Source organism: Streptomyces sp. NPDC052682, from assembly GCF_040678435.1.
In the GTDB taxonomy this organism is placed as follows: domain Bacteria; phylum Actinomycetota; class Actinomycetes; order Streptomycetales; family Streptomycetaceae; genus Streptomyces.
This window is the reverse complement of the sequence record NZ_JBFATS010000001.1, coordinates 500,327-514,601: the sequence shown is the minus strand read 5'-3', so window position 1 is coordinate 514,601 and position 14,275 is coordinate 500,327. Positions and strand designations below refer to the sequence as shown.

At 72.9% G+C, this 14,275-nt stretch carries 14 protein-coding genes; 8 read left to right on the top strand and 6 right to left on the bottom strand.

Annotation, left to right across the window (positions count from 1 at the left end; translation table 11 throughout):
• Nucleotides 1-80: 80 nt before the first annotated feature.
• From AB0K80_RS02235 to AB0K80_RS02225, 3 genes are read left to right on the top strand one after another with little or no spacing between them, the layout of a single operon-like run.
• Complete coding sequence (locus tag AB0K80_RS02235; protein ID WP_365664880.1) at nt 81-371, top strand: hypothetical protein; 291 nt, start codon at nt 81-83, stop codon at nt 369-371.
• Nucleotides 372-2,483: a 4-alpha-glucanotransferase gene (malQ, locus tag AB0K80_RS02230; protein ID WP_365664879.1), complete on the top strand. Its 2,112-nt coding sequence runs from the start codon at nt 372-374 to the stop codon at nt 2,481-2,483.
• A gap of 47 nt (nt 2,484-2,530) precedes the next feature.
• Nucleotides 2,531-2,806: a hypothetical protein gene (locus tag AB0K80_RS02225; protein ID WP_365664877.1), complete on the top strand. Its 276-nt coding sequence runs from the start codon at nt 2,531-2,533 to the stop codon at nt 2,804-2,806.
• Nucleotides 2,807-2,936: 130 nt separating this feature from the next.
• Here the strand turns inward: AB0K80_RS02225 and AB0K80_RS02220 are convergent, their stop codons facing one another.
• Nucleotides 2,937-3,518 (bottom strand): TetR family transcriptional regulator, encoded by a 582-nt coding sequence (locus tag AB0K80_RS02220; protein ID WP_365664876.1) that lies wholly within the window; start codon nt 3,516-3,518, stop codon nt 2,937-2,939.
• Between the two features lie 163 nt (nt 3,519-3,681).
• Between AB0K80_RS02220 and AB0K80_RS02215 the strand changes: the two genes are divergently transcribed.
• Nucleotides 3,682-5,199, top strand: coding sequence for an FAD-dependent monooxygenase (locus AB0K80_RS02215; RefSeq protein ID WP_365664874.1), 1,518 nt, complete (start codon nt 3,682-3,684; stop codon nt 5,197-5,199).
• A gap of 10 nt (nt 5,200-5,209) precedes the next feature.
• On the opposite strand, the gene AB0K80_RS02210 is transcribed toward AB0K80_RS02215, so the two are convergent.
• Nucleotides 5,210-5,719, bottom strand: a complete 510-nt coding sequence (locus AB0K80_RS02210) for a MarR family transcriptional regulator (protein WP_365664872.1) — start codon at nt 5,717-5,719, stop codon at nt 5,210-5,212.
• Nucleotides 5,720-5,858: 139 nt separating this feature from the next.
• Between AB0K80_RS02210 and AB0K80_RS02205 the strand changes: the two genes are divergently transcribed.
• Entirely contained in the window at nt 5,859-6,863 is a 1,005-nt protein-coding gene (locus AB0K80_RS02205) for an EamA family transporter (RefSeq protein ID WP_365664870.1), read from the top strand.
• A 115-nt stretch (nt 6,864-6,978) separates the two neighbouring features.
• On the opposite strand, the gene pepN is transcribed toward AB0K80_RS02205, so the two are convergent.
• Entirely contained in the window at nt 6,979-9,564 is a 2,586-nt protein-coding gene (gene pepN / locus AB0K80_RS02200) for an aminopeptidase N (RefSeq protein WP_365664868.1), read from the bottom strand.
• Nucleotides 9,565-9,766: 202 nt separating this feature from the next.
• Between pepN and AB0K80_RS02195 the strand changes: the two genes are divergently transcribed.
• Nucleotides 9,767-10,243 (top strand): DUF1203 domain-containing protein, encoded by a 477-nt coding sequence (locus AB0K80_RS02195; RefSeq protein WP_365664867.1) that lies wholly within the window; start codon nt 9,767-9,769, stop codon nt 10,241-10,243.
• 89 nt (nt 10,244-10,332) lie between these two features.
• On the opposite strand, the gene AB0K80_RS02190 is transcribed toward AB0K80_RS02195, so the two are convergent.
• Nucleotides 10,333-11,349, bottom strand: a complete 1,017-nt coding sequence (locus AB0K80_RS02190; protein ID WP_365664865.1) for an aspartate-semialdehyde dehydrogenase — start codon at nt 11,347-11,349, stop codon at nt 10,333-10,335.
• A 341-nt stretch (nt 11,350-11,690) separates the two neighbouring features.
• Between AB0K80_RS02190 and AB0K80_RS02185 the strand changes: the two genes are divergently transcribed.
• Nucleotides 11,691-12,230, top strand: a complete 540-nt coding sequence (locus tag AB0K80_RS02185) for a sigma-70 family RNA polymerase sigma factor (protein WP_365664863.1) — start codon at nt 11,691-11,693, stop codon at nt 12,228-12,230.
• 1 nt (nt 12,231) lies between these two features.
• Nucleotides 12,232-12,972: a hypothetical protein gene (locus tag AB0K80_RS02180; RefSeq protein WP_365664861.1), complete on the top strand. Its 741-nt coding sequence runs from the start codon at nt 12,232-12,234 to the stop codon at nt 12,970-12,972.
• Between the two features lie 79 nt (nt 12,973-13,051).
• Here the strand turns inward: AB0K80_RS02180 and AB0K80_RS02175 are convergent, their stop codons facing one another.
• Together AB0K80_RS02175 and AB0K80_RS02170 are read right to left on the bottom strand one after the other, a co-directional pair.
• Complete coding sequence (locus tag AB0K80_RS02175; RefSeq protein ID WP_365664859.1) at nt 13,052-13,423, bottom strand: hypothetical protein; 372 nt, start codon at nt 13,421-13,423, stop codon at nt 13,052-13,054.
• Nucleotides 13,424-13,880: 457 nt separating this feature from the next.
• Nucleotides 13,881-14,213: a hypothetical protein gene (locus AB0K80_RS02170; RefSeq protein ID WP_365664857.1), complete on the bottom strand. Its 333-nt coding sequence runs from the start codon at nt 14,211-14,213 to the stop codon at nt 13,881-13,883.
• Nucleotides 14,214-14,275: the final 62 nt, after the last annotated feature.

The following is a 14,275-nucleotide window of genomic DNA, read 5'->3' as shown; positions in this document are numbered from 1 at the left end:
GGTGCTGGGGCGTCTGTCGTCGCGCCCGCTGGGTAGGGCTGCCGGTAGCCCGCCGAAGCCCTACTGACCGAGGAGGCCCCGTGGCCGCACCGGCACACCTTCCGCCCCAGGCGCCGTCCAAACGCAGGGCGGACACGTCCGTCGAGTCCCGGATGGCCAGGCCCGCCGCACTCCGGGTGGACGGGTCCGCCCCGCCCGAAACCCCGCACTTCTGCGTCTTCAGCGCCGAGGGCACCTGCGTGGAGGCCCCGCTGACCAGTGAGCCGCCGCTGCCCGACGCCGAACCCCTCACCAGCGAACCGCCGCTCTTCGACGCCGCCCCCCTCACCAGCGAGCCCCCCGCCGCGATCCCGGACTTCACGAGGCCCTAGATGACCAGCCCCCGGCCGTCCGAACCGCCCTCCGAGGACCTGTCCCGGCTCGCCGCCCTGCACGGCGTCGCCACCTCCTACAGCCCCTCCCCGGACCGTACGGTCGCGGCCTCGGCCACCGCCGTCACCCTGGCCCTGGCCGCCCTCGGTGTCGACGCGGGCACCCCGCAGGCCGTGCGGGAGGCGCTCGCCGCCCGCGAGCGGGAGGTGGCCGAACGGCTGCTGCCCCCGACCGTGGTGTGCTGGAGCGGCGGCACCCCGGCCGCGCTGGCCGCCCTGCCCGCCGGTACCCGGCTGCGGGTCGCCACCGAGCAGGGCGAGACCCGCTCCGCCGTCGAGCACCTCCCGCCCGGCGTCCACCGGCTGACCGCCACCGCCCCCGACGGCCGCTCCGCCGACGCCCACCTGATCGTGGCCCCGCCCCGGCTGCCCACCCCCACCGGACGGTCGTACGGACTCCTCGTCCAGCTCTACTCCCTGCTGTCCCGCCGCTCCTGGGGCATGGGCGACCTCGGCGACCTCGGAGAGCTGGCCGCGTGGGCGGGCCGGGCGCTCGGCGCCGGATTCGTCCAGGTCAACCCGCTGCACGCGGCCGTACCCGGCGCCCCCACCGACCCCTCCCCGTACCGCCCGTCCTCCCGCCGCTTCCCCGACCCGATCCACCTGCGCGTCGAGGAGATCCCCGAGTTCGCCCACGTCGAGGAGCCGCAACGGCTGCGCGCGCTGCTGGAGCGAGCCGGCCGGCTGCGCGCCGCCATCCTCGGCGAGGGCGCCCTGATCGACCGGGACGCGGTGTGGGAGCTCAAGCGGGAGGCGCTGGAACTGGTGCTGGACGTGCCGCTGGGCCCCGGCAGGCGCGCCGCCTACTGCGACTTCCTCGCCGAACAGGGCCAGGCTCTGGAGGACCACGCCACCTGGTGCGCGCTCGCCGAGGTGCACGGCTCCGACTGGCACCGCTGGCCCACCGGCCTGCGCGACCCGCGCTCGGCCGACACCGCCCGCGCGCGCAGCGGCCTGATGGACCGCGTCGACTTCTGGTCCCGGCTCGCCTGGCTCACCGACGGCCAGCTCCGCGCGGCCCAGCGCGCGGCCCGCGAGGCCGGGATGCCGGTGGGCATCGTGCACGACCTCGCGGTCGGCGTGCACCCCGGCGGCGCCGACGCCTGGGCACAGCAGGACCACTTCGCCGCCGGCATGTCGGTGGGCGCCCCGCCGGACGCGTTCAACGCACGCGGCCAGGACTGGGGCCTGCCGCCCTGGCGCCCCGACCGGCTCGCCGAGTCCGGCTACGCCCCCTTCCGCGACCTGCTGCGCGCCCTGTTCCGCTACGCCGGCGCCCTGCGCATCGACCACGTCATGGGCCTGTTCCGGCTGTGGTGGGTGCCCCAGGGCCACCCGCCGACCGAGGGCACCTACGTCCGCTATGACGCCGAGGCCATGCTCGCCGTCCTCCTCCTGGAGGCCTCCCGGGCCGGGGCCCTGGTCATCGGCGAGGACCTGGGCACGGTCGAGCCGGGCGTGCGCGAGACACTGCGGGAACGCGGGGTGCTCGGCACGTCCGTGCTGTGGTTCGAGCGCGACTGGGAGGGCGACGGACAGCCCCTGCCGCCCGAGAGCTGGCGCGCCGACTGCCTGGCCACCGCCACCACCCACGACCTGCCGCCCACCGCGGCCCGCCTCACCGGCGAGCACGTCGACCTGCGCGACGGCCTGGGCCTGCTCACCCGCCCGCTGGAGCAGGAGCGCGCCGAGGCCGCCGCGGACACCGCCGAGTGGCTGGCCGTCCTGACCCGGCTCGGACTGCTCCAGGGCCCGGGCGGCACCGACGTCTCCTCCGAGGAGGCCGAGATCCAGGCCGTCCACCGCTTCCTGCTGCGCACCCCGGCCCGCCTGGTCGGCGTCTGGCTGCCGGACGGCGTCGGCGACCGCCGCCCGCAGAACCTGCCCGGCACGTGGGACCAGTACCCGAACTGGCGGCTGCCGATCGCCGACGCGCAGGGCAAGCCGATGACCCTGGAGGAACTGGCCGCCTCACCACGGCTGCACGCGTTGATCGAGGTGCTGCGCTCCGCGCCCGGACCGGCGGCACCCGGCCCGCCGGGCTCCTTGTGAGGCACCCCGGGCGCGCACCCGTTCCGGGCGTTGGATACTTTGGCACCGTGGACAAGAAGAACGCCCTGCGCGCCGGCGCCCTGGCCGCCGGTACGACGCTGATGATGCTGCTCATGTCGTCCCCCGCGTTCGCGCTGACCCGCGACGACGGCGACGACCCCGGCAAGGGCCTGAGCGTCATCGAGACGCTGGGCCTGTTCGTCGTGGCCCCGATCGCGCTGTTCGTGATCATCGCCGGCCTGGTGATGGCGCTGGACAAGTCCCACAAGAAGAAGGACGTGACCAGCTCCAACATCCGGACCAAGGCCGAGGCGAAGGCCTGACGCAGGGCTGCGTCCCAGCCGCCGCGCACCTCGTGAGGGCGCCGTCGCGGCGTACGTACACGTCTTCCGACCGTGCGTATGCCGCGACGGCGCCCTCGCCTGTCCTGGCGCGGGATGCGGCGGCCCGGATCTACGGATGCGGTGCCGTGAGGTAGCGCTGCACCGTCGGGGCCAGCCACGCCACGATCTCCTGGCGGGGCAGCGCCACCGCGGGCGGGAACCGCAGGACGTACCGGGCGAGCGCCAGCCCGAGCAGCTGCGCGGCCGTGAGCGCGGCCCGCGTCGGCACCTGCTCGGGGTCGGGGCACAGCTGCCGGGCGGCCGGCAGCACCTGGTCCGTGAAGATGCCCTGCATGCGCTCGGCCCCGGCCTGGCTGGTGGCGCCGACCCGGAGCAGGGCGGTGAGCACCTCGTTCTCCTCCCACAGGGTGAGGAAGTGCGTCACGAGGACGTGCCCGGCCTCCGAACGCGGCACCGCCCGCAGGTCGGGCAGCTTCAGATCGACGGCGACGGCCGCCGCGAAGAGGCCCTCCTTGCTGCCGAAGTAGCGCATGACCATCGACGGGTCGATGCGCGCGTCCCTGGCGATGGCGCGGATGGTGGCCCGCTCGTAGCCGTCGGCGGCGAACCGCTCGCGGGCGGCGTCCAGGATGGCGGCACGGGTGGCGTCGGAGCGGCGGGCGGGTGCCGCCGGGCTGCTGTGGTCGAGCATGCCAACGAGCGTAGGCCAACGGATGTGGGCCAACAAGTGTTGACGCACCCTGGTGAGCTCTCGTAGTTTAGTCAACAAGCGTTGGCAAACAGCAGTTGGCAAACGGCAGTTGGCAAACAACCGTTGATATCCGCCCCGCCGCGTCGGCCCCAGGGAGGCCCTGATGCACGGCACCGCCCGCTCCGTGATCGTCGTAGGTTCCGGCCCGACCGGGCTGCTCCTGGCCGGGGACCTCGCCACCGCCGGTGTCCCCGTCACCGTCGTCGAGAAGCGCCCGCACCAGGTCAGCAACCTCTCGCGCGCCTTCGTCCTGCACGCCCGCACCCTGGAGCAGCTCGACGCCCGGGGACTGGCCGGCGAACTGGAGCGGGTGGGCCGGCGGCTCGAAGGGTTCCGCCTCTACGGCCGGCTCTCCCTCGACCTGTCCGCGCTCCCCTCCCGCTTCGCCCACCTCCTGGTCCTGCCGCAGTACGAGGTGGAGAAGGCCCTGGAGCGGTGGGCGTCCGAGGCGGGCGCCGAGTTCCGTTACGCCACCGAGGTGACGGGGCTGACGCAGGACGACGAGGGGGTGACCGTTAAGGTGCGCGGTCCCGGCGGCGGCACGCAGGCGCTGCGCGCGGCGTACGTGGTGGGCTGCGACGGCATGCGCAGCACCGTACGGAACGCGGTCGGGCTGCCGTTCCCCGGGCGCTCGGTGATCCGTTCGGTGATGCTCGCGGACGTGAAGCTGGCCGAGGAGCCCGGGGAACTGCTCACCGTCAACGCGGCCGGCGACTCCTTCGCCTTCCTCGCCCCCTTCGGCGACGGCTACCACCGCGTCATCTGCTGGGACCGCGGTCGCGACCTCCCCGACGACGCGCCCGTCGGCCTCGACGAGATCAGGGCGACCACCCGGCGCGCCCTCGGCCGTGACTTCGGCATGCACGACCCCCGCTGGATGTCCCGCTTCCACAGCGACGAGCGGCAGGCACCCGCCTACCGGGCCGGCCGGGTCTTCCTCGCCGGGGACGCCGCGCACGTCCACACCCCGGCCGGCGGGCAGGGCATGAACACCGGCCTCCAGGACGCCGCCAACCTGGGCTGGAAGCTGGCCGCCGTCCTCCGGGGCCACGCGGACGACCGCCTCCTCGACACCTACCAGGCCGAACGCCACCCCGTCGGCCGGACGGTGCTGCTCAGCAGCGGCGGCATCGTGCGCGCCGCGATGGCCAAGCGGCCCTGGGAGATCGCGCTGCGCACCCTCGCCACCGCCCTCGTCGGCACGGTCGGCCCGGTACGGCGCAGGGCGCTCGGCCAGGTCACCGGCATCGGTTACCGCTACCCCGCGCCCCGCGGCTCCCACCGCTTCACGGGCCTGCGCGCACCCGACCTGGCCCTGGCCGACGGCGGCCGGCTGTACGAGGCCCTGCGCGGCGGGCGATTCGTACTCGTCCTCCCCGCCGAACTCGCCGCACCCGCCGAACCCGCGGAACCCGGGGAGCCCGGACGGCCCGCGCACCACCCTGTGGAGCTCGCGGCGCACGCCGGGCGCGCGGACCGGCTGGCGGTGGAGCGCTGGGCGAGCGACCGTCGTACCGCCGTGCTGGTACGGCCGGACGGATACGTGGCGTGGGCCGCGGACGCGCCGGACCTCCGGGCGGTCGAGACGGCCCTCGCCGCGCACGTGGGCCCGGCGCGATAAGGCACGCCCCTTACTTCTCGGTGGCCAAGAGCAGTTCCCGCAGCAGGCCGGCCAGCTGGCCGGCCTGCTCGGTGTCCAGGGCCGACAGGGCCTCCGTCTGCACGGCCAGACCCGCGCCGACCGCCTCGTCGACCAGCTCCAGGCCCTGCGGGGTGAGGGTGACCTTCAGGCCGCGGCGGTCGTGCGGGTCGGGTGAGCGGCGCAGCAGCCCGGCGCGTTCCAGCTTGTCCAGGCGGCCGGTCATACCGCCGGTGGTGAGCATCAGGGTGGCCGAGAGCTGGCGGGGGGAGAGCGTGTAGGGCTCGCCCGAGCGGCGCAAGGTGGCCAGGACGTCGAACTCACCCCGCGAGACGCCGAACGTCGCGTACGTCTTCTCGATCCGGTCGCCCATCGCGCGCGAGAGGCGGGAGATACGGCCGAAGACCTCCATGGCGGTGGTGTCGAGGTCCGGCCGGACCGCCGCCCACTGGCCGATGATCGCGTCGACGGGGTCCCTGCGCTGGTCGGGGCGTTCGCTCATGGCACGAGTATCGGCCGCGTTCGGGTCAGCCGCAAGAAAGTGGCTTGACGGAAAGTTGCTTAGCGCTAAGCTACTTATAACTGACCTACTCACCCCGGGCACCTCCGGCCCGGTTCCGCCGCCTCGAAGGGTGCGACCCATGCGACCCGTCACCGCCCACCGCGCCACGCTCGTCGCCGTCACCGCCCTCGCCCCCGTCTCGTGGGGCACCACGTACGCCGTCACCACCGAGTTCCTGCCGGCCGACCGGCCTCTGTTCACCGGCCTGATGCGTGCCCTGCCCGCCGGGCTGCTGCTGCTCGGGATCACCCGGGTGCTGCCGCGCGGGGCCTGGTGGGCGAAGGCGGCGGTGCTCGGCGCCCTCAACATCGGCGCCTTCTTCCCGCTGCTGTTCCTGTCCGCCTACCGGCTGCCCGGCGGCATGGCGGCGGTGGTCGGCTCGGTCGGGCCGCTGTTCGTCGCCGGTCTGTCGGCGGTGCTGCTCGGGCAGCGGCCGACGGTGCGCACGCTGCTCACCGGGGTCGTGGCGGCGTTCGGCGTCAGCCTCGTCGTGCTGCGGGCCGCGGGGGCGCTGGACGCACTCGGCGTGCTCGCGGCCCTGGCCTCGACGGCCTCCATGTCCGCCGGCACGGTGCTGACCAAGCGGTGGGGGCGCCCCGAGGGGGTGGGCCCGCTGGCGCTCACCGGCTGGCAGCTGACCGCCGGCGGCCTGCTCATCGCCCCGCTCGCCTTCCTCGTCGAGGGCGCACCGCCCGCACTCGACGGCCGCGCGGCCGCCGGCTACCTGTACCTCGCCCTGGCCAACACGGCGGTCGCGTACTGGCTGTGGTTCCGGGGCATCGGGCGGCTCACCGCCACCCAGGTCACCTTCCTCGGCCCGCTCTCCCCGCTGACCGCCGCGGTCGTCGGCTGGGCGGCCCTCGGGCAGGCGCTGACGCCGGTGCAGATGGCGGGCATGGTGCTGGCCTTCGCGGCGACGGTGGCGGGTCAGATCACGCCGCGCAAGCAGACCCCGCTCGCCGCGCCGCCCCGCCCGGCGGCCCCGGCCCCGGCCCCGACTCCGGCCCCGACTCCGGCCCCGGCCCCGACTCCGGCCCCGGCCCCGACCCCGGCTGCGGCGGCGGCCAGGGCCGGGCACCCGTAGGCAGCCGCGTCCCGCGCGCGAAAGGGGCGTCCGGTGCACCACCGGACGCCCCTCACCGCCTATGACGGTCACGCGGTACCGCTGTCCCGCGACGGCAGCCGCCGCCGCACGGCGATCACTGCGCGGCAGTCGCCGCCGCGTCCGCCTGCTGGGCGCGCAGTGCGCGCTCCACGCCCGCCCGGGACTCCGAGACCAGACGGCGCAGGGCCGCGTTCGGCTCGGCGGAGGCCAGCCAGGCGTCCGTCTTGTCCAGGACCTCCTGGGAGACCTGGACCGACGGGTACAGGCCGACCGCGATCTGCTGGGCCATCTCGTGGGAGCGCGACTCCCAGATGTCCTTGACGACCTCGAAGTACTTGTCCGTGTACGGCGCCAGCAGCTCGCGCTGGTCGGTCTGGACGAAGCCGGAGATCACCGCCTCCTGCACGGCGTTCGGGAGCTTGTCGGAGTCGATGACCGACGCCCACGCCTCCGCCTTGGCCTGCGGAGTCGGCCGCGCGGCCCGGGCGGTCGCCGCGTGGCGCTCACCGGCGGCCGTCCTGTCCCGCTCGTACTCGGCGGCGATCTCCGCCTCGCCGAACCGGCCCACCGCCGCCAGCCGCTGCACGAACGCCCAGCGCAGCTCCGTGTCCACCACCAGGCCCTCGACGCTTCGCGAGCCGTCCAGCAGGCCCTCCAGCAGGTCCAGCTGCTCCGGCGTACGGGCCGTCGCCGCGAACGCCCGCGCCCAGGCCAGCTGGTGGTCGCCGCCCGGCTGCGCGGACCGCAGGTGGGCCAGGGTGGCCTCGGTCCAGCGGGCCAGCAGCGTGTCGCGGGCGGCCGGGTCGGCGTACAGGTCGATCGCCAGCTTGACCTGCCGCTGCAGCGACTGCACGACACCGATGTCGGACTCCTTGCCGATGCCCGACAGCACCAGCGAGAGGTAGTCGCGGGTGGCGAGCTCGGCGTCCCGGGTCATGTCCCACGCCGACGCCCAGCACAGGGCACGCGGCAGGGAGGCCTCGAAGTCGCCGAGGTGCTCGGTGACGACCCTCAGCGACGCCTCGTCCAGCCGGACCTTGGCGTACGACAGGTCGTCGTCGTTGAGCAGGACCACCGCCGGGCGGCGCTTGCCGGCCAGCTGCGGTACGGGCGTCAGCGCACCGTCGACGTCCAGCTCGATCCGCTCGTCGCGGACCAGCTTGCCGCTGTCGCCGTCGAGCTCGTACAGGCCGACGGCGATGCGGTGCGGGCGCAGGATCGGCTCGCCCTTGGCGCCGGCGGGCAGGGCCGGGGCCTCCTGGCGGATCGCGAAGGAGGTGACGACACCGTCGGCGTCCGTCTCGATCTCGGGACGCAGGACGTTGATGCCGGCCGTCTCCAGCCACTTCTTCGACCAGGTCTTCAGGTCCCGTCCGGAGGTCTCCTCCAGCGCGCCCAGCAGGTCGGACAGGCGCGTGTTGCCGTACGCGTGCCGCTTGAAGTACGCCTGTACGCCCCGGAAGAACTCGTCCTCACCGACGTACGCCACGAGCTGCTTGAGCACGGAGGCGCCCTTGGCGTACGTGATGCCGTCGAAGTTGACCAGCACGTCGTCCAGGTCGCGGATGTCCGCCATGATCGGGTGCGTGGAGGGCAGCTGGTCCTGCCGGTACGCCCAGGTCTTCATCGAGTTGGCGAACGTGGTCCACGAGTGCGGCCACTTCGAGCCGGGCGCGGCGGCCTGGCAGGCGATGGAGGTGTAGGTGGCGAACGACTCGTTCAGCCACAGGTCGTTCCACCACTCCATGGTCACCAGGTCGCCGAACCACATGTGGGCCAGCTCGTGCAGGATGGTCTCGGCCCGCACCTCGTACGCCGCGTCGGTCACCTTGGAGCGGAAGACGTACTGGTCGCGGATGGTGACCGCACCCGCGTTCTCCATCGCGCCCGCGTTGAACTCCGGCACGAACAGCTGGTCGTACTTCTTGAACGGGTACGCGTAGTCGAACTTCTCCTGGAACCACGCGAACCCCTGCCGGGTCACCTCGAAGATCGCGTCCGAGTCGAGGTACTCCGCGAGCGAGGGCCGGCAGTAGATGCCGAGCGGCACGCTCTGCCCGTCCTTCTCGTACACGCTGTGCACCGAGTGGTACGGGCCGACGATCAGCGCGGTGACGTACGTCGAGATGCGCGGGGTCGGCTCGAAGACCCAGACGTTGTCCTGGGGCTCCGGGGTGGGCGAGTTGGAGATGACGGTCCAGCCCTCGGGCGCCTTCACGGTGAACTGGAAGGTCGCCTTCAGGTCCGGCTGCTCGAAGCTGGCGAAGACCCGCCGGGCGTCCGGCACCTCGAACTGGGTGTACAGGTAGGCCTGGTTGTCGACCGGGTCGACGAACCGGTGCAGGCCCTCGCCGGTGTTGGTGTACGCGCAGTCGGCGACGACCCGCAGGACGTTGCGGCCCTTGAGCAGGCCGGGCAGCGCGATCCGGGAGTCCTGGAACACCTCGGCGGGGTCGAGGGCGTCCCCGTTCAGCACGACCTCGTGCACGGCCGGGGCCACCAGGTCGATGAAGGACTCGGCACCGTTCTCGGCGGCCACGTCGAAGCGCACCGTGGTCGCGGACCGGTAGGTGCCGCCCTCCTGCGCGCCGGAGAGGTCGAGATCGATCTCGTACGAGTCAACGGTGAGCAGCCTCGCGCGCTGCTGCGCCTCTTCGCGAGTCAGGTTTGTGCCAGGCACGCGGTCATCTCCTCGGTGCACCTCGTATGTGTCGGTCTGGCCATCCTTCCATGCGCATGCGGCGATTCGGGGTGCTCAGGAGCTCGCCTCGGGCAACGGGAGGGGAAACCCTCTACCAGGGGACCCCCACACCGGCCTCCTCCGGAACACCACGTCGGGATTCCGCCGGTGATCCGGTCCGGCCGGCGCGACCCTGGGCCGTATGACGACGTACCTCGTACAGCCCATCCCGGCGCCGGTCCTCGAGGAGCTGCGCACCGCCGACGACGCCGGCCGGCCCCTGGTCCCGGTCACCGACGAGGAGGGCGGCGCCCCGCTGCGCTGCTGCCTGCGCCACAGCGAGCCGGGTGAACGCATCGCGCTCGTCTCCTACGCGCCCCTGCGCCGCTGGGCGGCTCGGACGGGCGCCGACCCGGGCGCCTACGACGAACAGGGACCCGTCTTCGTGCACGCCGAGGAGTGCGCGGGGTGGCGGGGCGGCACGCCGCCCTTCACCCACAGCCACCGCGTGCTGCGCCGCTACTCGGGCGAGGGGCACATCCTGGGCGGGGAGCTGGTGGAGACACCCGAGGCCTTCACGACAGGCCTCGTCAACGCGTTCGACGACCCGGCCGTGGCGCTCGTCCACGTCCGGGCCGTCGAGTACGGCTGTTTCCTCTACGAGGTGCGCAGGCCGTAGGGCCTGTCGTTTGGATCATTCCGGCGTCGCGGGCTCGGGTCAGTCCGAAGGCGCCGCAGGCCGGGCCGGACTGATCCAAACGACAGACCCTAGCCGCGCAGCTCCGCCGCCACTAGCTCCGCGATCTGGACCGCGTTCAGCGCGGCACCCTTGCGGAGGTTGTCGTTGGAGACGAACAGGGCCAGGCCGTTGTCCACCGTCTCGTCGCGGCGGATGCGGCCCACGTACGACGGGTCCTTGCCGGCCGCCTGGAGCGGGGTGGGGATGTCGGACAGCTCCACACCCGGGGCGTCCTTGAGCAGCTCGGTCGCGCGCTCGGGGCTGATCGGGCGGGCGAAGCGGGCGTTGACCTGGAGGGAGTGGCCGGAGAAGACCGGGACGCGCACGCAGGTGCCGGAGACCTTCAGGCCGGGGATCTCCAGGATCTTGCGGGACTCGTTGCGCAGCTTCTGCTCCTCGTCGGTCTCGTTCAGGCCGTCGTCGACGAGGTTGCCCGCGAAGGGCAGCACGTTGAAGGCGATGGGGCGCTTGTAGACGCCGGGCTCGGGGAAGTCGACCGCCTCGCCGTCGTGGGTGAGCTTGTCGGCGTCGGCGACGACCTTCTGCACCTGGCCGTGCAGCTCCGCGACGCCCGCGAGGCCCGAGCCGGACACCGCCTGGTAGGTGGCGACGACCAGGGCTTCGAGGCCGGCCTCCTCGTGCAGCGGCTTCAGGACCGGCATCGCGGCCATGGTGGTGCAGTTGGGGTTGGCGATGATGCCCTTGGGGCGGTCGGCGATCGCGTGCGGGTTCACCTCGGAGACGACCAGGGGGACGTCCGGGTCCTTGCGCCAGGCCGAGGAGTTGTCGATCACGACCGCGCCCTGCGAGGCGACCTTCTCGGCCAGCGCCTTGGAGGTGGCGCCGCCCGCCGAGAACAGCACGATGTCCAGGCCGGTGTAGTCGGCGGTCGCCGCGTCCTCCACCGTCACGCCGTCCAGGACGGTGCCCGCCGAGCGCGCCGAGGCGAACAGGCGCAGCTCGTCGACCGGGAAGTTCCGCTCCGTGAGGATCCTGCGCATGACCGTGCCGACCTGTCCGGTGGCTCCGACGATTCCGACCCTCACAGCGACTCCCTGTCCTACGTCCTACGTCTCTTTGCGTGCTGGTGCCTGGCCGAGGCTTTTCCATGATGCGGCCCACCCCGGCCCGGCTGTCCAGTTTTTTGGACCGGGTGCCCGGCACATGGGACGGCGCGGCCCGGCCGAGCGGCGCGGAGTTGCGGCCCTCGCCCCTGCTGAGCTGCAGAAATTCACGCACCGGGCGTTCCGCACCGCAAGCTCGCCTGCCCGGCGTGTCACCCGGACACACGGCGATGTGACGTACGCCTCTGCACCCGCCCGGCCTCCGGCCGAACGGAACGGCCCGGTGCGGCGTCGTAGGAGAAACACGGTGAGGGGGGTGGCGTGTGCTGTGGGGACGGGCCCGGCGCGGCCGCGGAGCGGACGCCGGTGAGGGCGACGATCCGCTGGACGCGGCCCAGGAACGCCGGGTGCGGGCGGTGCTCGCGCTCGGTGGCGTACCGCAGGCGGACCTGCCGGACGGGGTGCAGCAGGTCCGCCTGCGGCTGCTGGAACGTGCCGCCAGTGGGCAGGAGGCGCCCCGGGACGTCTCGGCCTGGGCGGCGGTGGTCGCCTCCCGCCTCGCCATGGACTGGCACCGGGCCAAGCGACGCCAGGAGCGGCTCGGGGAGCGGCTGGCGTCCCTGCGCCAGCCCGAGCACACCCCCTCCGGCGAGGACACCCGCCTGCTCTCGCTGGCGGTCGCCCGGGGCCTGGACGAGCTGCCCGCCGCCCAGCGCCAGGTGCTCGTCCTGCGCTTCTACGCGGACCTGCCGGTGCGCTCCATCGCCGAGCAGCTGGGCGTTCCCGAGGGCACGGTCAAAAGCCGGCTGCACACGGCCGTACGGGCCCTGCGCGCCCGGCTGCACGAGGACGAGGTGGTGTGACGTGACCGCACACGCGAGCGGCGCGGGCGAAACCCCGGTGGACCCGCTGATGGCCGCGCTCACGGACGACCCGCTGCCCGAGGCGGCCCGCGCCGACCCCGCGTTCATGGCCGAGCACCGGTCGGCGGTGGCCGACGTGGCGCTGATGCGGGAGCAGCTCGCCCTCCTCGCCGACGCACTGGCGCAGCCGGCCGAGCCAGCTCCGGTCCGCACCGGCACAGCCGTTCGGGCGCGGTCGCCACGCCGCCGCGCCCTTGCCGTCGCCTTCGGCGCCCTCGCCGTGGCCTGCGCCGGCGTCCTGGTGGCCGGCTTGGGCTGGCTCGTGGTGCGGTCGGTGAGTGGTGTCGACGACAGCGGTGCCGGCGCGAGCCAGGTGGACTCGGGCGCCAAGAGTTCCACCGTCCCGAGCGAGGCCTACCATCTCGCCTGCGTCGCCCGTCTGGTCGCTGAGGGCACGATCACCGCGGTGGAGCCCGTCCCCGGCACCGCTCAGCAGCGCGTCACCCTCCACGTGACCCGCTACTTCAAGCCGGAGAAGGGCGGTGCGGAGATCAGTTTCGTATGGGAGGACTTCCTCGAACCTCGCCCCAGCAAGGGTCAGAACGTACTCGTCGGCATCCCGCACAGCACAGCCGTACCCGACAAGTGGATCGTCGGCCGGCGGGAGATAGCCGAGGAACGCGCCTGGATCACCGAGGCACTGGCGCAGACGCGCCGGGCGAGGTGCGAGGGGGACGGCTGACGCGCGCGGCGCCGCTGTCGGAAAAGCCGAAGGAGTGGGCACGCCACGTACGTGCCCACTCCTTCGACGCCTCCAGCGGCTAAGCGAGGACGATCCGCCTGCTGACCTTGTCCTCGGGCGTCCCCTCGGCACCGACCTGGACCCACACGCTCAGAGTGATCGTGCGGCCCGGGCTCACCCGGACCGTGGCTCGGGCGCAGGCGTTGCCGGCGCCGTCCGTGTCCGCCACCTGCACGGGTGACTCCCCCGGCGTTCCGGTGCTGAGCTGGGCGACGGCGCGTTTGCCGTCCGCCGCGGTGTCACAGACTTCGAGCACGCCGGTGGCCGTGTTGTACGAGGCTGTCGCGCCGCCGTTGCTCACGTTCAGGGAGGCAGCGGAGGCGGGAGCCTGTGCGGCGGTGAAGGCCAGCAGCGCCAGTGCGCCTGTCACGAAGCAGTGCTTGGTTCGCATGGAGATCTCCTGTTGTGTGCCGTATGGATTTCTGATGTGCGGATCACTTTGTGCGAGATGAGAACTGGTCAGTCCCAGACCCAGCCGTCCGGCTCGTCGCTCACAGGGGTGGACACGTGGCCGCTCCCCGGGGCGGAGGGCGTCTCACCGTTCGTCGGCCGAGCCGTGGCCGAATACGAGGTATCCGGTGCCCCGGTCGAGGGCAGGGAAATGAACGCAATGGCCATGGTCGCTATGACGCCGATCATCTTGACGGCGGATGCCGCTGGGCGATTTCTCATTTCCCCACCCCGGTTGAATGCCGATTGGTCTCGGTGCAGCCGGGCGCGGCACGGGGGTCAGCCGCCGCGCTTTTCCGGTGCGTGTAAGAAATCATCGGCGGCTCGGGGCTCCTGTGTCAGCACCAATCCGTGGCCTGCGGAGGACATGACACTCACATGCCAGCCGCCTCCGTCGCTCACCAGTCGGGTGGCGATCCGTGTTCCTCTACGGCCTCCACGGTGAGAAAGAAATCCCCTTCACATCGGGCCAGAGACCAGCCCCGAAACCGCTCCTCGCCCAGCCAGGAACGAGACGCGGCACGTGCCATGTCTTCCGCCTCGCTGAGATTCCGGGCCTCGACGAAGAGCATGACCGTCAGACCCACCCCGGTGCGTCGAAGGGTGATGTGCGCGACAGCCGATGGCGAGGTCTTTAACAAGTGTCGTGAGACAGGGATGAGTTGAGGGGCATCAGCCAGCTCGGTGAGGGCAGCGGCGGGGGGCGTCAGAACGGCCTTGACGGCGAACACGGTTCGATCCTGAGGGTCGCTGAGCCCATCCGTGCTCGTCCTGGCATGGCAGCAGGCTGCCA

Bases quoted from the DNA above. Each gene is read 5' to 3' on its own strand.
- malQ (WP_365664879.1), top strand. From the start codon at position 372: ATGACCAGCCCCCGGCCGTCCGAACCGCCCTCCGAGGACCTGTCCCGG.
- AB0K80_RS02220 (WP_365664876.1), bottom strand. From the start codon at position 3,518: ATGCTCGACCACAGCAGCCCGGCGGCACCCGCCCGCCGCTCCGACGCC.
- AB0K80_RS02215 (WP_365664874.1), top strand. From the start codon at position 3,682: ATGCACGGCACCGCCCGCTCCGTGATCGTCGTAGGTTCCGGCCCGACC.
- AB0K80_RS02210 (WP_365664872.1), bottom strand. From the start codon at position 5,719: ATGAGCGAACGCCCCGACCAGCGCAGGGACCCCGTCGACGCGATCATC.
- AB0K80_RS02205 (WP_365664870.1), top strand. From the start codon at position 5,859: ATGCGACCCGTCACCGCCCACCGCGCCACGCTCGTCGCCGTCACCGCC.
- AB0K80_RS02195 (WP_365664867.1), top strand. From the start codon at position 9,767: ATGACGACGTACCTCGTACAGCCCATCCCGGCGCCGGTCCTCGAGGAG.
- AB0K80_RS02175 (WP_365664859.1), bottom strand. From the start codon at position 13,423: ATGCGAACCAAGCACTGCTTCGTGACAGGCGCACTGGCGCTGCTGGCC.